The sequence below is a fragment of the Megasphaera massiliensis genome (genome assembly GCF_000455225.1).
In the GTDB taxonomy this organism is placed as follows: domain Bacteria; phylum Bacillota; class Negativicutes; order Veillonellales; family Megasphaeraceae; genus Megasphaera; species Megasphaera massiliensis.
In genome coordinates this window covers 37,783-59,162 of the sequence record NZ_HF954535.1, presented here as the reverse complement: position 1 = coordinate 59,162, position 21,380 = coordinate 37,783, and the positions used below count along the sequence as shown (strand labels likewise).

The window sequence follows — 21,380 nt, the reverse complement described above, 5'->3', positions numbered from 1 at the left end:
CTAAACAGATAAGCCTTATATGATACGTGGCGATACATGACGATACGTCAAGCCTTATCATATAGGGCTTTTTTCGTGCTTCGGGCATATTTTGAGTATCGCCAAGTATCGTATAATCCGAGACAATTAGCCCTATTTTTGCCCTATCGGCATCCGTTAGGGCGGCTTATTTTTTTATAGGGCAAAAATAGGGCCGAAATAGGGCATAAAGCCCCGCAAACGCGCATAGCCATCACGTTTGCGGGGCTTATTTTTATATTTTTTCTAGGGCCTCGACGGCCTGATCAGCCATCTGCTGCGTAACATGGGTATATACGGCCAATGTCGTTGACGGCTCATTATGGCCGACGCGTTGCATAATAGCCTTGATGGGGACGCCGGCCTCAGCCAGCAGGCTTATGTGAGTATGCCGGAAAATATGCGTAGACAGATGCTTATGGTATTGTATCCGGCGCAGTACTCTATTGATGTATGCCAGGTCAATAGGTGCTCCCTCAGTTGATGCAAATATATAAGTCTCGCCATCTCTATCGTGCTTGGTTGGCTCCCAGAGTCTCCGCCTCTTATTGCGGAGCTGGAAGAGCTTAACGATATCCTTAGACCTCTTATCAAGCTTGACATGCCTGATAGAGTATACGTTTTTGGGATCGCCTCGATGCGGCTTATCTCCCATTTTGCGTGCCCACACAAGTGTAGCATTAACATATATCTCAGTGCCGTCATAGTCCTCGTCTCGGAGAGCTGCCAGCTCACCAATACGGAGCCCCGTGCGGGATTGGAATTCGCATATTAGGGAGACAGATGGCGACTCAGCTTTGATCAATTCAAGGACCTCGGTAAGCTCTTCGCGGGACAAAAATTTTTCCCGCGCCTGCTCTACCTCTTCGACGGATTGTCTCGGTTTGGGGACTGATACCCGGCGTATAACATCTGATGAAGCTACAGTCCCCAGGCGCTCAGCCAGTGAATACGAGGCCTTAATTAGTACATAAGCCTTTTTGCCATAACTATGCGAGTATCGTTTTACCAACTTGTTTATGACGTCTTGGAGGTAGGCCGGCGTCACTAAGTCCGCCTTGGCTGCTTCCGGGAAATACTCACGCAGCCGCTTCTTTACGGCCTTGTACCCAAGTACCGTAGATTCTTTGACAAAGTCCTTCTGGTTATCGATATACGCCTGGATCATGTCGAAAAATAACAAGTCAGTACCTTGATACTTGAGCTTTTCCGCTATCAGCTCTTTGAGCTTTTCCGATGCCGCTTTTTTTGATGAGTTTGTCTTTGACGGCATCGTTACAGACACTTTCTTTTTTTGTTGGTAAGCGGGTCGACGTACCACTCCCGGAAAGCGTATCCAGTCTTTACTTTTTCAATCCACATACATTTTACCTCCCTTCAGCATATTTTTTGCCCGTTATTTTAGGCGCGTCTGCGTCTTAGAGCTAACGGTGCCCTGGCTAAATGTAATGATGACATTGGAGCCGTCGGAGTTGATCCAGGACATCAGGCGAGAGTCATGACCGCCTATATTGGTCTCGGATTTCAGGAGGCCATGTCGGCCGAATATGTCCTTAACCTGGTCATATGTCATGCCCGTCTGCACACGGTTAAATTGGTCCATGGTAATCGACTCGCCGTTTTGCCGGTAGAATGTAAGGCTATCCATTGCCTTATTGGTTAGTTGCCCGCGCTGGAACGTCATCATAGCGACAGCGGATCCAACCCGGAATTGATATGCTTGTGTCTTAGTGTCGCCGACTTGGTTCTCGTGTTTGAGCTCGCCATCGACGCCCAGGGCATTCCGGACAGTGTTGTAGTCGCTGCCCATCGGCAGCGCGACAAATTTCTTGTAAGCGTCCATTTCTACGCTGTCCTTAGGCTTTTCCGGGGCAGCGTCTTGTTTTTCCGGCTGACTGGCTTCCTGCTGCTGAGCAGGAGCAGAAGAGGGAGCCGGCGGCGCGGCAGCCATACCGATCAAACCACATATGAATAACACGCCGAGGCAGATTAGACCTCGTTTCTTGCCGTATGGTGCCCGAAGAAATGGAGCATACTTTTGTGGATTTTTCTTGGCTAATATGTACCAAATGATAACAGCAATCTCGACAAGTCCTATTACGATCATAATATCCATAATAATATACCTCCCTTACCAAGCTCTACGACTCTCAATTACCTTGCCTAATATTCTAACCGGCAAGTCGATAATTTGCTGGTTAGAATAGAAATGTGGCTCATATACGTCTGGATTAAATCCATATAACATAATGCCGCCTTCCAGCTTTTTGACCTGCTTGATCGTGGCATCATTGCCATTAACTAATACAATTGCAATGTCTCCAGACTCTACATCTTCTTGCTGCTTAACGATGACGATATCACCTTCCTCAAGCTTTGGCTGCATTGAGTCGCCTCGTACCTGGAGCGCAAAAAAGTCACCCGTAGCTGCCAGTGCCGGCGTTATTTCCTCATAGTCTAATATTTCTTCGACGGCTTCGATCGGCACGCCGGCTACCACTCGACCGAGGACCGGGATGCGGATGCCGCGTCCGGCAGGTCGCTGATCTGCCGATGACAATAACGACTCCAGCGGGACCCCTGTAGCGTTAGCAATTAGCCGCAGTGTAGTTATACTTGGGTTATATCGGTCTTTTTCGATATCTCCGATATATGACCTTGATAGATCAACCGCTTTAGCAAGCTCAACTTGAGTCATTTTTGCAAGTTTCCTGGCTTCCTTAATTTTCTCCCCAATACTTTTCATTTTTTTCGCCTCCCTTAAAAAAATACATTGTAAGGTATCTCCGTCTATTAAAGATATTATAATATAATTTTGTCGGAAATACCATTGACAAAATGACGGAAATACTATACACTATTGGTGTGGACGGAAATACCAGTAAAAAGGAGGTGGCAATACGTGAATCAAATTGGAGATGTACTAAAAAAGGCCCGCGAAAAAGCGGGACTTACTCAGCAAGAACTGGCCACCCTAGTAGGTGTTAGTCGGGCCTACTACGCTGATGTAGAGCGGGGACGATACACGCCCAGCTTAAAGGTCTTATCCAGATTAGCCGAAGTGCTAGGGATTGACTTAAATTTTTTGAAACGGAATGACGGAAATACAAGTAAGGAGGCGTAAAAATGTTAGTAAAGTCCTTAGTAATAACTGCCCACTGGAAACTAGCGAAGTCTGGAAAATATGAAGTCGCTAATCGCTTGTATGAACTGTTAAGAAGAGGTTACGTGTGTTTAGACTTAGGTGATATTGATGACGAGGCGGCTCGAGTATGCGATGCAATCGGACTCCATTACAATGTTAGTTTAAGATCTGGGATGGCTCGTTACTGGTTACAGAGGAGAGTGAGAACATGAAAGAAGTGGAAGTCGTCAGGCTGGAACAGCTCTATGCCAGTCCGAAACACTTGGCCGAACTGTACGACTTGGGCATGACCTGCACCCGGGCGCTTATCGATGAAATGAGGGCCAGCAAAAAGTGGCGGCCCAGTGTCATTGCCTATGACAGAATGGTCCGCGTCAACATTGCGGATTTTGAGGCGTTTTGGCGGACTAAAAGCGTTGTGTAGAGGAGGCCAGAAATGAAAAGACTAATAGGCATGCTAACCGTACTAGCCATAACCGGAGGACTGCTAGGCTACCATGATCGGCCGGCGGCGGAGGCATCCCCGACGGTGTACGTCGTCGAGTCAGGCGACACGCTATGGGATATAGCCAGGCCTATAGCTGATGCCCGCGGCGTCGACATCCGGGACGTCATCTGTCAGGTTATCGCTGACAATGATCTTGGCATCGACGCCGTCATCCAGCCGGGTCAAAAAATCGTTATTAAGTAATAGGAGGACAAAGAATGGGACAATGGAAAGAACTTGTTAGATGGGCCAAACAAGAGCGGCTATATAACCAATTATCATCTGCCACTAAAAGGGCCGAGGACCTAGACTGGGATGGGGATAGTGGAGTTATTGTGGCCACAAATATCAAGGAGATAGATAATGCCCTTATATACGCCAAGGGGAATCCCGCTACTATTATCCAATTAATAGCCATCCTATTAAGGCGTTTTGTGGGGGCGTATCCGGAGGAAAAACAAAAAGAAGTTATAGAAGACATTATGAAAATAATTAATCAATTATAGGAGGAAGAACCATGACCAAAAACGAACAAGCACGGCTAACTACTGAATTTAGGGCTCACTGCCGCGAAGCTCTAAAGGCCCAGGCCACGCAACGAGAAAGTGGGTACAATTTAAAACCCTTACATGTAGCTATTATAAAAGCTGCTGAAGCCCGCGGCTACGGGTACGCATTAGTCGACATGCTTGCCTGGAAAATGGATATGTCAGAAATACAGAGCTATATCAACAATTTAATCGCAGAATCAGAGGAATATATGGGAATTAAAACCGGCTTGCGGTTGACGCCATGGACCGAAGAGGAGGCGGAGAAATGACGCACGAAGAATATCAGGAAATCGCCCAGGCCATTAAAAAAGTCCATAAAATATCAGTCAACGACCATGAGGGCATCGTTATGATCTTAGCCTCTGAAAAGGAGGACCGTATCATCCAATTATTTAACGGAGACTCAGCCGTCTTGGTCCCAACATTAAGGGACTTACTTATCCATATCGTCAATGGGTTACCCCCAGAAGACAAGCTTATCGCTAAGCAGTCTATTATTGAGGCCGCTGAAACTATTGAGGGAGGTGACGGCAATGGACACCCAGAAACTCCGCAAACGACTGCGGAAAACCCAAGGCGACATCGAGAAAGCTAAGTTTGGCAAAAACGATGCTCTTATCTTGCTGGCGTCGCTTGACGATGGGCAGGACGAGTCAGAAGTCCATGCTATCAGGGGACGGAATATTGAAGTTTTTGCGCTTATCCTGACTGCGATACAGGTCATACTAGATGGCTATGACGACGATCATGACGCCCGTGACGGCATCAAAAAAATTATGTTAGCGGCTATCGAGGCATTATAAAAGGCCGCCCCCTGCGCCAACAGGGAAGCGGCCCAAACCAAACTACTTATATTGATTATACCATAGGAGACACAAAAAATGGCTGTAAAAATTAATCAACTTGAAATTGAGAACGTCAAAAGAATCAAGGCCGTCGTGCTGACGCCGGCCGAAAACGGTCTGACTATCTTAGGCGGCCGCAATGGCCAGGGCAAGACATCCGTATTGGATGCCATTGCCTGGGCTTTGGGCGGCAATAAGCTCAAGCCCTCGGAGCCGGCACGGATCGGCAGCGCAGCACCGCCGATGATACACATCGAGCTCAGTAATGGGCTCGTCGTAGAGCGCCGGGGCAAGTCGTCTGCACTCCATGTCATCGACCCTTCCGGGCAGAAGGTCGGGCAGCAGCTCTTAGACAGTTTTATCGGCCAACTCGCTCTTAACCTGCCGAAATTTTTGGCCGCCTCGAGCAAGGAAAAGAGTGAGTTATTACTCCAGATCATCGGCGTCGGTGATGAGCTTGGCAAGCTGGAGCAGGCCGAAAAGTCACTCTATAACCAGCGTCACGAGGTCGGGCGCATCGCCGACCGGAAGAAGAAGCATGCGGAGGAATTGCCTTGGTATCCGGATGTACCTGCGGAACCTGTTAGCGCGTCGGACCTTATCAAGCGCCAGCAAGCTATACTGCTGAAAAATGCGGAAAATAAACGCAACCGCGACAATTTGTCGGATATGAAGCAGCAAGCTGATATTATTACAAACGTCAAGCTCAAAGACCTTGAAAAACAAAAGAAAATCCTTGTTGATGAGTTAACTGCACTTACTGACGCTATTAACAGAGCGGAATCGGTATCAGACAACTGGCAAGACGAGAGCACTGCCGAAATCGAGCAGGACATTGCCAATATCGACACCATTAATACCAAGGTCCGGGCCAACGTCGAAAAGGAGCGCGTCCAAGCCGAGGCAGATGAGTTGGCCGGTCAGTACGAGGACCTTACCGGGCAAATAAACAATATCCAGTCACAGCGCATGAGCTTGCTGGATAGCGCTGACATGCCCGTCAAGGGCTTATCCGTCGAAGATGGGGAGCTTACCTTCAACGGGCAGAAATGGGACTGCATGAGCTCGTCGGAGCAGCTCCGCGTGGCCACAGCTATCGTACGTAAGCTCAATCCGGAGTGCGGCTTCGTGCTGCTCGATAAGCTCGAGCAGATGGACCGGGAAACACTCCAGGACTTTGGCGCCTGGCTGGAAGCGGAAGGGCTGCAAGTCATCGCCACAAGAGTCGGAGACGACGACTCTTGCAGTGTCATCATTGAGGACGGCTACGTTGCCGACCAGCCTGAAAAAACAGAGCCGCAGCCAGAAGAGCCGGCGAAGAAATGGCAGGCAGGGACATTCTAAGAAAGGAGTATCATAATGCAAATTATATCCGGAAAAATAGAGAGACCCCAAAAGGTAGTCATTTACGGGCCGGAAGGCATCGGCAAATCGACCTTCGCCGCATCCTTCCCAGCTCCCTTATTTGTGGATACCGAGGGGAGCACGGGGCAGTTATCCGTTGACCGGCTGCCGCGGCCTACGTCGTGGCAGATGCTACGGCAGTATATCACGGACCTCAAGACGGACCCTATGACCTATAAAACTATCGTCATCGACACGGCGGACTGGGCGGAACGGCTCTGCGAGGAGGCCGTCTGCCACAAATACGGAAAAACCGGCATCGAGGATTTTGGCTACGGCAAGGGCTATACCTACGTCAAGGAGGAGTTTGGCCGCCTTCTCGATGGGCTGTCTGACTTAATTGAGGCAGGCCTCAACGTAGTCCTTACCGCCCACAGTATCATCCGGAAGTTTGAGTTGCCGGAAGAAACGGGAGCTTACGACCGCTATGAGTTAAAACTTGGCAACAAGGCCGGCAACCAGTGTGCGGCCCTGGCCAAGGAATGGGCCGATATGGTCCTCTTTTCCAATTACCGCCAGATGGTCGTCTCGACCAAGGACGGTAAACGGAAGATTCAAGGTGGGAAACGTGTTATGTATACGTTACACAATCCCTGCTGGGACGCCAAAAACCGCCATGGACTTCCGGAAGAGCTGCCTTTTGATTTTTCGGCCATCAAGCACTGCATCCCAGGGGCATCGACACCGGAAGCCGAAAAGCCACAGCCTAAAAAGCAGCAGCCAAAAGAGGCAACACCGGCCGAAGAGCCGGCAAAAGATACCCAGGAGAAACTCGATCCGGGTATCCCAAAAGAGCTGGCTGACCTGATGGCCGCTAACAACGTAACAGAGAGCGACATCCAGCGGGCCGTAGCTCATAAGGGGTATTTCCCGGAAGATATGCCCGTCCGGGCATATCCGGCCGACTTTGTGGCTGGCTGCCTGGTCGCGGCCTTCCCACAAATGTTGGAAGTCATTAACAACTTGAATAATGTACCGTTTTAATAATAGGAGGTAATCAATTATGGCAGAAGATAAAGTTTTTAGATGGGACGATGAATTTACGGAAGTTTCTGACTCTTTTGAAATTGTTCCGGCAGGCGATTATGATTTTAAAATTGTGGAATTTGAACGGGCTCAATTTGAGGGCAGTGAGAAAATGCCCGCGTGCCCACAAGCTAAAATCACGTATGAGGTCGAAACCCCTAACGGGACTCGTGGCCGCATCCGGCAGAATCTCTTTTTACACTCTAAAAGTCAATGGCAGCTTACTAATTTTGCCTGCGCCATTGGGCAGATGCACCGCGGCGATGGAACGTTCCGGATTAACTGGTCGGGCCTCATCGGCTCGACGGGCCGGATGGAGGTCAAAATCCGCCAGTATAACGGCAAGGACTACAACGAGGTCAAGCGATTTTACGACAAGGATGACGCCCCGCAGCAAGAGCCCCCAAAAGCTGCCGAAACGCAGCGGCCAACCTATACGCAAGGAGCATTTTAAATGGGCGGCATTACGCTGCGTCCCTATCAGCAGGCGGCCGCCGAGGCCGTCCTGCATGAGTGGGATAGCGGCAATAATAAGACTTTGCTGGTGCTGCCGACGGGCACCGGCAAGACAATTGTATTCGCCAAAATCGCCGAGAATCGCGTGCGACTCGGTGAGCGGGTCCTTATTATGGCCCATCGCGGCGAATTACTGGAGCAAGCCGGCGACAAAATCCTCAAGGCTACCGGGCTAAAAAGTGCCGTCGAAAAGGCGGAACAGACCTGCATCGGGTCGTGGCTGCGCATCGTTGTCGGCAGCGTGCAGACGCTGACGCGTGATCGGCGTCTCCATCAATTCCAGCCTGACTATTTTGACACGATAATTATCGACGAGGCCCATCATAGCATCTCCGATAGTTATCAACACGTATTACAGTATTTTGACGGCGCAAGGGTCCTCGGTGTAACAGCGACACCTGATAGATCTGATATGCGTAACCTGGGGAGTTATTACGACTCCCTGGCTTACGAGTACAGCCTGCCGGAGGCTATCCGGGACGGCTACCTCTGCAAGATTATGGCGCAGACAGTGCCCCTTAAAATAGACATTTCAGGCGTCGGAATGGCTGCCGGAGACTATAAGGCCGGCGAACTCGGTACAGCCCTCGACCCGTACCTGCCGGCAATTGTGGAAGAGATGCAGCATTATTGCCAAGGACGTAAGACAGTCGTTTTTTTGCCGCTCGTTAAGACCAGTCAGAAGTTTTGTAAATTACTCAATGTACGCGGTTTTAGGGCCGCCGAAGTCAACGGCGACAGTGATAACCGGGCGCAGGTCCTACAAGATTTTGACGCCGGGAAATACAACGTATTATGTAACTCGATGCTGCTGACAGAGGGCTGGGACTGCCCTAGCGTGGACTGCGTCATCGTCCTCCGGGCAACGAAAAGCCGCTCGCTCTATAGCCAAATGGTAGGGCGCGGGACCCGGCTGCATCCCGGGAAAGACAACGTATTGCTATTAGATTTTCTATGGAACACCGAAAAGCATGAATTGTGCCGGCCCGCTTGCTTGATTGCCGAAAGCAAGGACGTCGAGGAGAAAATGACGGAAAAACTGGCCGAATCGGGAGAGCCGGAAGACCTCGAAGTCATGGAAGCGGAAGCAGCCAACGACGTCGTCGCCGATCGGGAAGCCGCACTCGCCGAACAGTTAGCAGCCATGAAAAAGCGTAAACGTAAGTTAGTCGACCCTCTGCAATTTGAGTTGTCCATCCAGGCCGAGGACCTCAGCAGCTATATCCCAAGTTTTGGCTGGGAGATGATGCCGCCGACCGATAAGCAACTCAAGGCCCTTGAAAAATTCGGGATTTTTCCCGACGACATTGACAGCGCCGGCAAAGCCAAGGTCATCTTGGATAAGCTTATCAAGCGCAAGGAGCTAGGCCTTGCGACAGCCCGGCAGATACGACTCTTAGAGGGTAGAGGATTCCAACATGTGGGTACATGGAGTTTTGCGGCTGCGTCCGCCTTAATATCACGGATTGCAGCCAGCGGCTGGCGGACTCCGCGGGATATCAACCCCGCAGAGTATCAGCCTCAATAAGTAGGAGGTTATTATGGACGGTATTAACTTAGTCCCATTACTGGATTACATAGATCCCGCATTTTGCACCTACCAAGAGTGGGTCAATGTCGGGATGGCGCTTAAGCTTGAGGGCTATAGCGCCCAGGACTGGGACGCCTGGAGTCTCCGCGATGCCAGCCGCTACCATGCCGGGGAGTGTGCCCAGAAGTGGCGTACATTCGACGGGACGGCCTCCACACTTGTGACGGGGGCCACAGTCGTCGAGATGGCTAAGCAGGGCGGGTGGATGCCGTCCGCAGGTCCTGACGTCGTCTATGATTGGGATGACGTCATCCCCGAGAAAGACGAGCGCGTCATCGTCGACCAAAATTGGTTAGAGGGCAAGGAGCTCGTCGAGCCCCGCGACTGGAATCCCGTCAACGACCTCATCAAGTACTTATCTACGCTCTATGACAGTACCGACTACGTCGGGTATGTCACAGAGTCCTGGGAGAAAGACGGGAAGTACATGCCCACAAAGGGCAATTACAGACGTACCGCCGGCGAACTCATTGAGGAGCTGACTGTCTGCGACGGGGACATCGGCGCCGTACTTGGCGACTATAAGCCGGAGGTCGGCGCGTGGATCCGTTTCAACCCCCTCGACGGCAAGGGGGTTAGAAATGAAAACGTTACGGAATACCGGTATGCATTGGTTGAGTCCGACAGCATGGACCTCGAAAAACAAAACGAGGTCATACGGCAGCTGGAGCTGCCCGTCGCAGCACTCGTCTACAGCGGCGGGAAAAGCATCCATGCCATTGTCCACATCGACGCCGGCAATTATGAGGAGTACCGCAAGCGCGTCGACTACTTGTACACCATCTGCCGGAAGAATGGCCTTGCCATTGACCAACAAAACCGAAACCCCTCAAGGCTGTCCCGGATGCCGGGCGTCCTCCGGAACGGTAAAAAGCAGTATCTTATCGACACCAATATCGGCAAGGACGGCTTTGCCGAATGGCGGGAATGGATTGAGGCCGTCAACGATGACTTGCCGGACCCCGAAACCCTGAAAGACGTCTGGAATAACCTGCCGCCACTAGCGCCGTCGCTCATCGACGGCGTACTCCGCAAGGGGCACAAAATGATGCTGGCAGGCCCCAGTAAGGCCGGCAAGTCCTTTGCCCTTATCGAGATGGCCATAGCTATTGCAGAGGGCCGTAAGTGGCTCAATTGGTATTGCTCTAAGGGCCGCGTCCTGTATGTTAACCTTGAGCTTGACCGGCCTAGCTGTCTGCATCGATTTAAGGATGTGTACGACGCCCTGGGATACCCGGCCAACAACATTGCCGATATCGACATATGGGAGCTTAGGGGCAAGTCCATCCCCATGGACAAGTTAGCCCCTAAGCTCATCCGGCGGGCGGCCAAGAAAAATTATACCGCCATTATCATCGACCCGATCTATAAGATTATCACGGGCGATGAAAACAGCGCCGACCAAATGGCCCATTTCTGCAACCAGTTTGACAGGGTATGTACCGAGCTTGGCTGCGCCGTCATCTACTGCCATCATCACAGCAAGGGCAACCAGGGCGCCAAACGATCCATGGACCGGGCTAGCGGCTCCGGTGTATTTGCCCGCGACGCCGACGCTCTACTCGATCTCATTGAGCTCGACACTGAGGGCGCCGACGATATCGCCGGCACGGCCTGGCGGATAGAAGGCACGCTGCGGGAGTTTAAGGCCTTCCAGCCGGTAAACGTACTATTTAACTACCCTGTCCATGAGGTCGACACAGACGGTGCCCTAGCAGCCTTTAAGCCCCATGCCGATAAGGCCCCTTGGCAAAATGGGCAAGAAACTCAGCGGAAACGCAAGGAAGCGCGGAAACAGCAATTAGAGAGTGTCTATAATGCTTGTCTAATCAATGGACAAGTAACTGTAAAAGATATGGCGGAATATATGGGAATGACTGAAAAAACGATTAGAAGTTACATAAAAAGCAGCTCTGAATTTACCTTTAATAAAAGTATCGTAGAAAGACGGAAATAGGGAAATCCGTACGGATTTCTCAATTTCTCTATTATGTATAGCCGTGAATATTAAAACGGAAAAACGTTTGTATTTCTGTATAAAAATAGGGAAATTGGGAAGGAAATCCGTTATATATATATGGATTTCCTTCCGTATAAAAAATCCGTGTGGTGCTGGGGAAAATAATACTAGAAAAATGGTGCGAACGCCACCATTTTCCTTTTACGTATTATTTCCCCTATCAGCACCGTGCGGGGAGAAAAAAAGGAGGTAGTTAGTGATGATTCACTTTTTTTTGCCGGTGGATAAAATGCCGTCGGCGACGCACCAAATGAAAAAGGTTACGGTACGGAATGGTAAGCCGGTAGTATATGAGCCGCCGGCCGTCAAAGAGGTGCGGGCGATGTTTATGGCTAATTTTGCAAAATATCGACCGGAGCATCCGATGGAAGGCCCTATATGGTTGGTGACAAAATGGGTGTACCCACCAACAACTAAACACCCTGAAAATACCTGGAAGACAACCAAGCCCGATACGGATAATCTCGTCAAGCTGCTTAAGGACGTCCTGACTGACCTAGGCTTTTGGCTGGACGATGCCCAGGTGGCGTCGGAAGCCATCCAGAAATTTTACGCACCGACACCTGGGATATACGTGCAAATCGAGGAAATGATTAACATGTAGGAGGTGAGCAATATGGGACGGCAGGAGATGATTGAGCGGGCCCGGTCGGCCTTCCGTGAGGTACTCGAGGCCATGGGCAAGCCTAACGCGCAGCTACTCCAGCGGGACCCTGACATTAAGGGCCTCGTCGAGAATATCGTCCAACATGTCGAGAATGCCCGGAAGCCCGAAAACTGGCCGGTCCTTGAGTATACGGATGACTTTAAGCCGTATCATCCGGAAGACCGATGGCAATGGGCCTGGCTATTTCTGGAGGCTGCTATCATCGACGAGGACCTGGCGACGATACTCTGCGTATTGCGTGGCAACGGCTGCGAGTTAGTTAAGGATGAGACCTATGGCTATGTCATCCGGCCCATTATCGGCGGTCACGGATGGGACAGTCTTGAGCAATACAACAAGACCAAGGAGCCGCTCAACGATTATGTCGACCAGCTGCTGCCGTTATTGCGTCGGCTCCGGGAGGATGAGCGCAAGGGCCGCGTCATCCCAGAAAGAGACTTAGAGCAAGGGAGATTACGAGAGTATGCGAGATAAGCACGCCGGGAAACGGCACTACATAATGCGGAAGGCGTGGCAGCGGTCCATTCGGACAATCAATATTGGCAGCCGCTGCCGGCACGCAAGACGACTATCAAGTACAGGCCGCCGCTATAAGGGCGGAAGATAAGGAGGATTGAAAAAATGAAGAGAAATGAATTAAACAGGTATGAAATTGGAAAGAAATTAACGGAAGATATTGATAGAGTCAAAAGCTTACTTGAATGTCTGCATAATGGGGCAGCGATCCATATCGATGGTTTTGAGGTCGAGGATTATTGGTATTTGCCGGAAGGTATCAAGGATAAGACACGCGCGATGTATATTAATAGCCTGGAGCGCGAACTAAAAAAGATGGAACAACGTTTTGAAAAATTATAACGAAACAGGAGGATTAAAAATGCAGCAAGAATTTGAAAATGGGCAATTAAAAAGGATGAAACCGTTTGACCCTGATAAATACAAGGTAAAAATTATTAATTTAACGCCCCACATAATTAATATTTTCGACGGGCACCGTCATCTTAGAGATATCCCCGTATCTGACAGGCCTATCCCTAGATGCCATCAGGAGTCGACTATCGCGGGGTATATTGATGGTATTACAATTACCTATCAGGATTTTGCCGGAGCCGTCGAAAATGTGCCGTATCCGGAAGAAGGCACCTATTATGTTGTATCTCGACTCGTTGCAGAGGCTCTTCCACAACGTACTGATTTCCTCGTTCCCGGGCCACTGGTCCGGGATGCCAACGGCCAGCCGTGTGGCTGTCAGGGACTGGCGATCGTGGGAGATCTGCCAAAGGATATCATCCCTCAAAAGTTTGGCAGATATAAGTCAATACACGCATATATTGACCAGGATACGGGCAACGAGATCAATATTTTCCGGTTTGACAACAATTACGGCGCTAACGTTAGCCGGGGGCCTCGTACATATGGCGGCCCCGAAGGCATGTGGGAACTGGCCGTATTAAAACATGGGGAAATATGCTATTCCACGGAAATCACAGACGACGTTATTGGATGGCTGGAAGAACATGAGGTAGAGCTTTTGTTAAGCCGTATAGAGGGCTTGAAATATACCCCTTATGGTGATTAATTAGGAGGTAATGACATGGAAATAAAAGTAATTATCAATAAGAATGGATACACCATAGTTGTCGAAGAAGGCGATAAAGAAATCGGGCGCACGACGATGAAACGGACGTTTTACGGGGCTTTGGGCGACGAAGCGATGACACTAACGGACCAGCTTGGCGACGCCGGCTTGATGGACTGGGATACGGACGAATTGTATGACAGTTTGGACAATCTCGAATCCGTAGCAGACTCCGTTATGTATGCACTGGACTTGCTTAGCCGGGAACAATGAGGGACGTGGGAATATGATAATGCTGACAAAACAGTACGTTGAGAACAAAGTGAAAAATGCGATTAAAAAAGGGTACTACTCGGCTCGAATAAGAAAGACTGGCGACCAGGACGTCGACACTGCCGTCATGCAGACGGTCGAGGAATGGGGCTACAAGGTCGCGCAAAGCCCCCATTATATTATGGTGTTGCTGTAAGGAAGTGACTTGATGACAGCTAAAGAGTACTTGGGGCGCATCAGGCGCCAGCGCTATAAGTTACAACAGGTTAAACGGGAATTGCTTGAGGTCCAGGCGGATATATTGACGCTTAAGGCTGCTAGCCTGACGGAGCGAGTGTCCGGGTCTAAGATCTCTGATATTGCTGATAAGTATATCAAGCTAGAGCGATATCTTGACCGGGTCAACGACGAGTGGGACGTCCTTATTGATATGAGGATAGCAGCTAAAAACCGCATTGACATGCTGCCCGAGGCTACCTATCAAGATATCTTATACGCGAGGTATATCAATAACATGGATTGGGATGATATCGCAGAGGAGCAACATTATAACCCTAAGTATATTTTCAGGGTACACGGGCGGGCACTCCAATCGTTCACGGCTATACATAAGGATTTCCTCCAAAAGGTAACTCAATGTGACCTCTAAAAGGAGTATACTGGTATTGTAGAGAGTTGGGGATGAGCGGCGGCTCGTGATACGCACCAGTACACAACGTTAAGCGCTGATTGCCGCCATCCCACACACTGTCACAGGCCCTTAGGGGCCGTCATGGCCGGGTAGCTCAGTTGGCTAGAGCTTGAGGGGTTATAGGCCCTCACCTGTCGCCGGTTCAAGTCCGGCCCCGGCTTTTTCCCTCCCTTATCCGCAATCTTTACAACAGGGGAGGGTGCATAGGGCTGTAGCTCAATTGGTAGAGTGATGGTCTCCAAAACCAGCGGTTGAAGGTTCGAGTCCTTCCGGTCCTGCCACAAAAAATATTTAAGGAACTTAGACAACGTGCTAGGTTCCTTTTTTCGTGCCCGGAAGGAGGCTGCGCGATGTGTAGATCGTATGACTGTACCCACAATAAGCGCGGGGCATGTGTTATCGAGGCAGATCTTAACGGCGGGCCTACGCCTTGTAAGTCTTATCGCAAGCCAATAGACCGCCGAACGTCTATCAATCATGGGCCGGTGTATCCTGGCAGCCGGAATAGAGTCATCAAGTAAGGGCGTGGATTACGGAACAAACAACGACGGCCGGAGGTGGTGAGTATGTGACAACGCAGGAAAAAGCCTATAACGATTATGTTAAGGGCATGAAATATAAGGATATCGCGAAAAAACACGGCGTATCGCTCAACACCGTCAAGTCGTGGCAGCGGCGATACAAATGGACCCGTAAGAAGGGTGCACACAAAAAAACGGGTGCACCTTATTACAATAATAACGCCGTCGGCTCCGGTGAGAGCCATAAGGGCAATCAGAATGCGCTTGTGCATGGGCTATATGCTAAGTATCTGCCGGACGAAACGCGGGAGCTAGTTGAGGCTCTGGAGGAAAAATCGGCGATAGATATTCTATGGGAAAATATCTGTATCAAGTATGCGGCTATTATTCGAGCCCAGAAGATCATGTATGTCGATAACGAAAAAGACCATAGCATGTTGGTACGTCGCAAGAAATACGGGGACTCGACGAAGGAAATAGAGTTTGAGGTCCAGTTTGCGGACAACCGGCAGGCTAATTTCTTGATGGCCCAGGCCCGGGCAATGGCAACACTTAACTCGATGATTAAGCAATATGACGAGATGTGCCGGCAGGGACTCGCGGACGAAGAGCAGCGCCTGCGGATCGAGAAACTCAAGGCCGAAGTCGCGGACCTGCAAACCGGCAATACCGGGGATGCAGTATCGTTTGTATTCCGACGATAGGGGGAGATATGTGTGGAGCTTAATATTGCAGATCATATCGCTCCGTCCTTCGATGTTGTCTTCTGGGATGTGCAGGCCCAGGGACATACCTTCTACTGGCTTCCGGGCGGCCGTGGATCGACGAAGTCGTCTTTTGTCGGCATCGAGGTGCCGCTGCTATTGATGCAGCATCCGGAGTGTCATGCGGTCGTATTACGCAAGGTTGGCAATACCATCAAAAATAGCGTGTACCCACAAATACAATGGGGACTTGAGCAGCTCGGTGTGATTGGTCGTTTCCGATGCCTGACGTCGCCGCAAGAGATTATTTATCGGGATACCGGCCAGAAAATACTGTTTTTCGGCGTCGACGATCCCATGAAGGTCAAGTCTATCAAGCTGCCGTTTGGATATATCGGCATCGTCTGGTACGAGGAACTTGACCAGTTTAGCGGCATGGAAGAGATACGTAACCTCAATCAGTCGCTACTTCGCGGCGGCGATAAGTATTGGGTATTCTCATCGTACAATCCGCCTAAATCCCGCAATAATTGGGTTAACGAGGAGGTCCTTATCGACTACCCTGACCGGATGGTGCACCGGACGACCTACCTGGACGTACCGCTGGAGTGGCTCGGCGACCAGTTTTTGCTGGAGGCCGAGAAACTCAAGGCCAAAAACGAGACAGCCTATCGCCATGAGTACCTCGGTGAGGTAACTGGCACCGGTGGCGCGGTATTTGACAATGTCGAGGACTTGCCGATGCCGGATGACATGGTAGCCCAGTTTGACCGGTTATATTACGGCCTTGACTTTGGGTTTGCCGTCGACCCGCTGGCCTACGTAGCCACGCATTACGACGCTAAGCACGAGGCCTTGTATATCTACGATGAGCTGTATCAGCAGAAACTGACTAGCAGCCAAGCGTCTCGCAAGATCCTAAGCCGCATCAATGGCGGCCGGCTATTAGCTGATAGTGCGGAGCCTAAGAGCATCGCCGAGATGGCCGATTATGGGCTGCGGATATCGGGAGCCCGGAAGGGGCCGGACAGCGTGCCCTTTGGGATGAGGTGGCTGCAAAATCGGGCGCACATCTACATCGATAAGCGCCGATGCCCGAACACGTACAAGGAGTTTGTCGGCTACGAGTACGAGCGTAACAAGGACGGGCAATTTATATCCGCGTACCCTGACGCTAACAACCATGCTATCGACGCCGTGCGCTACGCCATGTCAGAGGTAATGACCCGCGATAAGGTCGTAGCCAAGCGCATCAACTATTAGGAGGGCAATTATGGACTACAACTTACTTAGAGATGCATATTACGGCGCCGGTGGATTTGCGACAGGGAGCTACCTCAATAAGCATAAGAGGGAGTCTAACGAGGACTATCAATTCCGGCGCGAGAACGCTTATTACCTTAACTATTTTGCGCCTATCGTCAATGCTCTCGTTGACCCGATATTTAAGCGGCAACCGCTCCGCGACTACTCCGGACCCGCCGAGAGCGCCGTCAAGGCGTTTTTGGACGACGTCGACACCAACGGCACGGGCATCCACATGTTTCTCAAGCGTGCTGCGATTATGGCCAAGGTGTACGGCGTCGCATTCCTGGTCGTGGATAACGTCCGCGATCAGCAGGCCCGGACGCTGGCAGAAATGATCCAGCACCGGGAGTTGCCTTACGCCTACATCATGGGGCCGGAGAGCGTCGTCGAGTACGGCATCGACAAGATAGGCGCACTCTTATATATCCAATTCCAGGAGGTATCAAGTATCCAGGACGGCCGCGTCCAGTATCGTTACACCCGCTATGACCGGGATGGCTGGGCCGTGTGGGGCGATGACCTGGGCCGGGCATCGGGTAAGCATAACCTTGGCCGCGTTCCTGTCGTACCGTTATTTTCCCGGATGCTTGAGCAGCAGACCATGCTGCCGACACCGGAGCTGATGCCGATCGCCCGGACAGCCAAAGCGTTATACAATCATTGCTCTTGGCTCGGCGAGATTCTCCGCAATCAGACGTTTCCGCTGCTGACGATCCCGACACTGGACGCCAATGATCTAGTCGTCGGGACTAACAACGCACTAGGCTATAGCCCTGATAGTGCTCATTCGCCGGCATTCATCGCGCCTCCATCGGACCCCGCAGCCATTTTGCAAACGCAGATAGGGTCCCTCATCCAAGAGATGTACCGGATGGCCAATCTGTCTTTTGTCATCTCGACGACGCAGAACAATAATTCGGGCATCGCGCGGCAGTGGGAATTTGAGCGGACCAACCAGCAGCTTGCCAATTTTGCGTTGCAATGTGCTAAGGCCGAGGAGGCTATGGTCGACCTTGTAGCCGGCTGGGTTAACGGTAGCATCGACTACACCGTCACTTATCCCGATGACTTTGGCATTGTGGACGTCGCCAACGAGCTCACACAGGCGCAGATGGTCCTCGATATGGGGCTGACTGACGGCCTGCGGGAAGAGGTCCTAAAAAAGGTCCTGGGCGCGTATTGCCCAGATCTAACCGACGACCGCTTCGACGCGCTGGTCTCGGAGATGGAGACCAGCCGCGCCGATGAGGAGCACAGTGAGCCGCCCGGAGGGAGCGATGAGGCATGAGCAGCCCTATCCAATCTGTATTAGCCGGTTTTTCGGCGCTCTACCGCGAAAAAAGTAAGATGGTCGCTGCACTAGTAGCAAGCTACCTGGCGGACGGCTATCCCGCAGCCGAGGCCGTTAATAAGGCGATGCAGGTCGCAGGCGTAGCGGTATTTCTCCGGGACGCAGTGCATCGGGCTATTATGGACTCCGTGGCCATTGGTCAAGGCGTGCCGGCAATACCCTTACTGCCGGAGCTTACGGACGCCTGGGACCCGTCCGGCATGATCCTATCGGAGAAATTGCACGGCGTTGAGCGGGAAATGAGGCGCAATATCATTGCAACGATACAAGGCCAGCAACGACTTAGTCGGCACGCAATGCAGGCGGCAAGAGCGTTGTACGACGGCTATAACAGCGGTCAACGCATTATCCGCCGGCAGGAGTTGCCACAGTATATGCAGTCTATCGTCGATTTTGCGCGGCGGTCCAACTTGACGGCTGCTGATCGTGAGTTATTACTCCGACAGATACGACAGGCCCGCAGGCAAGTCGCGCGGCTGGGGCAGGACGATGCACCTAATCAGGCCCTTAAGACAGCTTATCGCAAGCTATTGGACGGCGTAATGGAGCTTGATGACGAGGCCTTGCATATGGCTATTCGCACCGCAGTTGAGGAGCGCAGCCGGTATGTAGCCGAGCGCATCGCAAGGACTGAGGCCGCCAGGGCCTGGGCCGATGGATTCCATGCCCAGTATGACGATGATGACGACGTAGTCGCCTACCGATGGAGACTATCAAGCCGGCACCCTCGTTTTGACATTTGCGACATGTACGCGCAGAGCAATCTATGGGGACTAGGCAGGGGCTTATACCCTAAGGATAAGACCCCGATGCTGCCGGTACATCCTCACTGCTTATGTCATCTAGTGCCGGTATATGCCTCGGAGCTTAATCGACGCCCGCAGGATCATATCAAGACCGGAGGAGACGCCTGGCTGCATACTCTTAACAAGGGACAGCGGCGCGACGTCCTTGGCGTCGAGGGCGCTAAGGCGTGGGCACAAGGCGACGACTGGCGTGCCCACATGCGTAATTGGTCCGCCGAGACGGCGACCAGTCGCTTAAAAACATAATATTGACTTGTCTTTTTTCCCGCATGACGCGGGGCCGCAGACACTAAAGAACGGCTATTTTTTTTGTGCCCGAAAGGGCCGGAGGTATATGACATGCCCTACACATTGGAACAAATCTACGAAGCGTTAAGCAAAATCGAGAACGGCGGCACGATGGTCGCAGACTTACAGGACGTAATCCGCGGCACTCGCGAAGAAGCCGCTAAAAACCGCATCGAGAAAAACAAAATTCTCGACGCGCTGAACTTGCGTAACGGAGGTGACCAGGACGGGAACCTCAAAAACTTAGCGGCCACTTTGGCAGCATTACAGGCGGCCGGCGGTGACCCGACCGCATTAGGGACCCAAGTCGAGTCCCTGCAAAAACAGGTTAAGGAGCTTACTGACAAGTACACGGCAAGCGAAAAACTGGCGGCCGAGGAAAAGCAGAAACGCATCCAGGAGGCTATCAAGTCTCAAGTACTGACAGCCCTTACCGACGGCAAGGCGGTCAAGCCGGACGTATTTGCCCAGGTATTGCTGGGTAACGTTGCCGCGAACGACGACGGGAGCCTGACCTATAAAGACGGTGATCGAGAGCTGTCTATTGCCGATGGCGTTGCGGGATGGCTTAAGGCCAATCCCTGGGCCGTGAAAAACGACAGCCAGGCAGGCAGCGGGGCGGCTGGCGGATCCAGTGCCGGCGCTAAGAAGTACACAATGGATGATCTTAAGACCATGTCTCGGGAGGATATTAACGCCAACTGGGACGCAATTAGCAAAGGAGGACAATAATGGCTATTAAAACGTTTATTCCGACCATTTGGGAAGCTAGACTTTTGGCTCATCTCGATAAAGCTCTTGTATATGGAAATTTGTGCAATCGCGATTACGAGGGCAATATCAGCCAGGCAGGCGACACGGTTATTATCAATCAAATCGGGGATGTTGCAGTCCGCGATTACGATAAGACTAAGGATATTACCTTGGACGACGTAGACGGCACGCCGACGCAGTTGGTCGTGGATCAGCAGAAATACTTTGGATTTAAGGTCGATGACGTTGACGCGGCCCAGGCTAACGTCAATTTGATTGACAGTGCGATGCAGAGAGCATCGTATGCGGTCCGTGACGTCGTAGATCAGTATATCGCGGCATTTCACACCAAGGCCGGCGTAACTACGGGCCTTGGTACCGACGCTAAGCCGTTGGCGCTGACCTCGGCAGCTCAGGCTTATGAGTCCCTCGTTGACCTTCGCGGGGCACTCGACGACAAGAACGTTCGCGCCGATGGTCGTTTTGTCGTCGTGCCGTCGTGGTTTTACGGCCTGATGCTTAAGGATGACCGTTTCGTCGCTGCCGGAACGGCTAAGACGGATGCAGTCCTTACTAATGGCTTTATTGGCACGGCTGCGGGATTTAATATTTACCAGTCCAACAATGTCCCGAATACGGCGGGTAAGTATAAGATTCTCGCTGGCACAACCGACGCTATCTCTTATGCGTCTCAGATTGCCAAAACGGAGGCCTTCCGTCCCGAAAAGTCGTTTTGTGACGCGATTAAGGGGCTCTTTGTGTATGGCGCTCAGGTCGTCCAGCCGGGTGCGCTGGCTTGCATGACGGCATCGGCAACCGCTACGGGCGCATAAGCC

General features: G+C 51.4%; 28 protein-coding genes and 2 tRNA genes. 27 read left to right on the top strand and 3 right to left on the bottom strand.

What is annotated here, in order from left to right:
- Positions 1-253: 253 nt before the first annotated feature.
- From TX77_RS12890 to TX77_RS02190, 3 genes are all read right to left on the bottom strand, one after another.
- The gene (locus tag TX77_RS12890; protein WP_049917275.1) at positions 254-1,291 is read right to left on the bottom strand and encodes a tyrosine-type recombinase/integrase; all 1,038 of its coding nucleotides are present in this window, start codon (positions 1,289-1,291) and stop codon (positions 254-256) included.
- A gap of 123 nt (positions 1,292-1,414) precedes the next feature.
- The gene (locus TX77_RS13355; RefSeq protein ID WP_049917274.1) at positions 1,415-2,134 is read right to left on the bottom strand and encodes a DUF3862 domain-containing protein; all 720 of its coding nucleotides are present in this window, start codon (positions 2,132-2,134) and stop codon (positions 1,415-1,417) included.
- Between the two features lie 15 nt (positions 2,135-2,149).
- Entirely contained in the window at positions 2,150-2,764 is a 615-nt protein-coding gene (locus TX77_RS02190; protein WP_044503197.1) for a LexA family protein, read from the bottom strand.
- A gap of 156 nt (positions 2,765-2,920) precedes the next feature.
- Here TX77_RS02190 and TX77_RS02185 point away from each other — a divergent pair, with 156 nt between their 5' ends.
- The 27 genes from TX77_RS02185 (at position 2,921) to TX77_RS02045 (ending at position 21,377) form a co-directional block, all read left to right on the top strand.
- On the top strand, positions 2,921-3,142 hold the full coding sequence (locus TX77_RS02185; protein WP_049917273.1) for a helix-turn-helix domain-containing protein: 222 nt from the start codon (positions 2,921-2,923) through the stop codon (positions 3,140-3,142).
- A gap of 229 nt (positions 3,143-3,371) precedes the next feature.
- The gene (locus TX77_RS02175) at positions 3,372-3,587 is read left to right on the top strand and encodes a hypothetical protein (protein ID WP_044503195.1); all 216 of its coding nucleotides are present in this window, start codon (positions 3,372-3,374) and stop codon (positions 3,585-3,587) included.
- A gap of 12 nt (positions 3,588-3,599) precedes the next feature.
- Positions 3,600-3,854 (top strand): LysM peptidoglycan-binding domain-containing protein, encoded by a 255-nt coding sequence (locus tag TX77_RS02170; protein ID WP_049917272.1) that lies wholly within the window; start codon positions 3,600-3,602, stop codon positions 3,852-3,854.
- 14 nt (positions 3,855-3,868) lie between these two features.
- Entirely contained in the window at positions 3,869-4,156 is a 288-nt protein-coding gene (locus tag TX77_RS02165) for a hypothetical protein (protein WP_044503194.1), read from the top strand.
- Between the two features lie 11 nt (positions 4,157-4,167).
- Positions 4,168-4,470 carry a hypothetical protein gene (locus TX77_RS02160; RefSeq protein WP_044503193.1) on the top strand — a complete coding sequence of 101 codons (303 nt, stop codon included), beginning with the start codon at positions 4,168-4,170 and terminating at the stop codon, positions 4,468-4,470.
- Complete coding sequence (locus TX77_RS02155; protein WP_044503192.1) at positions 4,467-4,796, top strand: hypothetical protein; 330 nt, start codon at positions 4,467-4,469, stop codon at positions 4,794-4,796. Before TX77_RS02160 ends, TX77_RS02155 begins: the two co-directional genes overlap by 4 nt.
- Positions 4,735-5,004 (top strand): hypothetical protein, encoded by a 270-nt coding sequence (locus tag TX77_RS02150; RefSeq protein WP_044503191.1) that lies wholly within the window; start codon positions 4,735-4,737, stop codon positions 5,002-5,004. Before TX77_RS02155 ends, TX77_RS02150 begins: the two co-directional genes overlap by 62 nt.
- A 78-nt stretch (positions 5,005-5,082) precedes the next feature.
- The gene (locus TX77_RS02145) at positions 5,083-6,390 is read left to right on the top strand and encodes an AAA family ATPase (protein ID WP_044503190.1); all 1,308 of its coding nucleotides are present in this window, start codon (positions 5,083-5,085) and stop codon (positions 6,388-6,390) included.
- A 15-nt stretch (positions 6,391-6,405) separates the two neighbouring features.
- Positions 6,406-7,434, top strand: coding sequence for an ATP-binding protein (locus tag TX77_RS02140; RefSeq protein ID WP_044503189.1), 1,029 nt, complete (start codon positions 6,406-6,408; stop codon positions 7,432-7,434).
- Positions 7,435-7,453: 19 nt separating this feature from the next.
- Positions 7,454-7,930 (top strand): DUF669 domain-containing protein, encoded by a 477-nt coding sequence (locus TX77_RS02135; RefSeq protein ID WP_049917271.1) that lies wholly within the window; start codon positions 7,454-7,456, stop codon positions 7,928-7,930.
- On the top strand, positions 7,931-9,520 hold the full coding sequence (locus tag TX77_RS02130) for a DEAD/DEAH box helicase (RefSeq protein WP_230198006.1): 1,590 nt from the start codon (positions 7,931-7,933) through the stop codon (positions 9,518-9,520). It begins immediately after the preceding gene.
- A 13-nt stretch (positions 9,521-9,533) separates the two neighbouring features.
- Positions 9,534-11,540: an AAA family ATPase gene (locus TX77_RS02125; RefSeq protein WP_044503188.1), complete on the top strand. Its 2,007-nt coding sequence runs from the start codon at positions 9,534-9,536 to the stop codon at positions 11,538-11,540.
- A gap of 262 nt (positions 11,541-11,802) precedes the next feature.
- The gene (locus TX77_RS02120; RefSeq protein WP_044503187.1) at positions 11,803-12,207 is read left to right on the top strand and encodes a RusA family crossover junction endodeoxyribonuclease; all 405 of its coding nucleotides are present in this window, start codon (positions 11,803-11,805) and stop codon (positions 12,205-12,207) included.
- 12 nt (positions 12,208-12,219) lie between these two features.
- Positions 12,220-12,744, top strand: a complete 525-nt coding sequence (locus tag TX77_RS02115) for a hypothetical protein (protein ID WP_044503186.1) — start codon at positions 12,220-12,222, stop codon at positions 12,742-12,744.
- 147 nt (positions 12,745-12,891) lie between these two features.
- Entirely contained in the window at positions 12,892-13,128 is a 237-nt protein-coding gene (locus tag TX77_RS02110; protein WP_044503185.1) for a hypothetical protein, read from the top strand.
- Positions 13,129-13,147: 19 nt separating this feature from the next.
- Positions 13,148-13,849 (top strand): hypothetical protein, encoded by a 702-nt coding sequence (locus tag TX77_RS13990; protein WP_049917270.1) that lies wholly within the window; start codon positions 13,148-13,150, stop codon positions 13,847-13,849.
- A 15-nt stretch (positions 13,850-13,864) separates the two neighbouring features.
- Positions 13,865-14,122, top strand: a complete 258-nt coding sequence (locus TX77_RS02095) for a hypothetical protein (protein ID WP_044503184.1) — start codon at positions 13,865-13,867, stop codon at positions 14,120-14,122.
- 13 nt (positions 14,123-14,135) lie between these two features.
- Positions 14,136-14,318, top strand: coding sequence for a hypothetical protein (locus TX77_RS02090; RefSeq protein WP_044503183.1), 183 nt, complete (start codon positions 14,136-14,138; stop codon positions 14,316-14,318).
- A 12-nt stretch (positions 14,319-14,330) separates the two neighbouring features.
- Positions 14,331-14,771 carry a hypothetical protein gene (locus TX77_RS02085; RefSeq protein ID WP_044503182.1) on the top strand — a complete coding sequence of 147 codons (441 nt, stop codon included), beginning with the start codon at positions 14,331-14,333 and terminating at the stop codon, positions 14,769-14,771.
- 125 nt (positions 14,772-14,896) lie between these two features.
- Positions 14,897-14,974 (top strand) — tRNA-Tyr (locus tag TX77_RS02080).
- A 44-nt stretch (positions 14,975-15,018) separates the two neighbouring features.
- Positions 15,019-15,094, top strand: a tRNA-Trp gene (locus tag TX77_RS02075).
- 287 nt (positions 15,095-15,381) lie between these two features.
- Positions 15,382-16,038 (top strand): phage terminase small subunit, encoded by a 657-nt coding sequence (terS, locus tag TX77_RS02070; RefSeq protein ID WP_230198005.1) that lies wholly within the window; start codon positions 15,382-15,384, stop codon positions 16,036-16,038.
- 12 nt (positions 16,039-16,050) lie between these two features.
- The gene (locus TX77_RS02065; protein ID WP_044503181.1) at positions 16,051-17,301 is read left to right on the top strand and encodes a PBSX family phage terminase large subunit; all 1,251 of its coding nucleotides are present in this window, start codon (positions 16,051-16,053) and stop codon (positions 17,299-17,301) included.
- Positions 17,302-17,311: 10 nt separating this feature from the next.
- Positions 17,312-18,634: a phage portal protein gene (locus tag TX77_RS02060; RefSeq protein WP_044503180.1), complete on the top strand. Its 1,323-nt coding sequence runs from the start codon at positions 17,312-17,314 to the stop codon at positions 18,632-18,634.
- On the top strand, positions 18,631-19,749 hold the full coding sequence (locus TX77_RS02055; RefSeq protein WP_044503179.1) for a hypothetical protein: 1,119 nt from the start codon (positions 18,631-18,633) through the stop codon (positions 19,747-19,749). Before TX77_RS02060 ends, TX77_RS02055 begins: the two co-directional genes overlap by 4 nt.
- 93 nt (positions 19,750-19,842) lie before the next feature.
- Positions 19,843-20,523 carry a hypothetical protein gene (locus TX77_RS02050; RefSeq protein WP_044503178.1) on the top strand — a complete coding sequence of 227 codons (681 nt, stop codon included), beginning with the start codon at positions 19,843-19,845 and terminating at the stop codon, positions 20,521-20,523.
- Positions 20,523-21,377: a phage major capsid protein gene (locus tag TX77_RS02045; RefSeq protein WP_044503177.1), complete on the top strand. Its 855-nt coding sequence runs from the start codon at positions 20,523-20,525 to the stop codon at positions 21,375-21,377. Before TX77_RS02050 ends, TX77_RS02045 begins: the two co-directional genes overlap by 1 nt.
- The last annotated feature ends 3 nt before the right edge of the window (positions 21,378-21,380 follow it).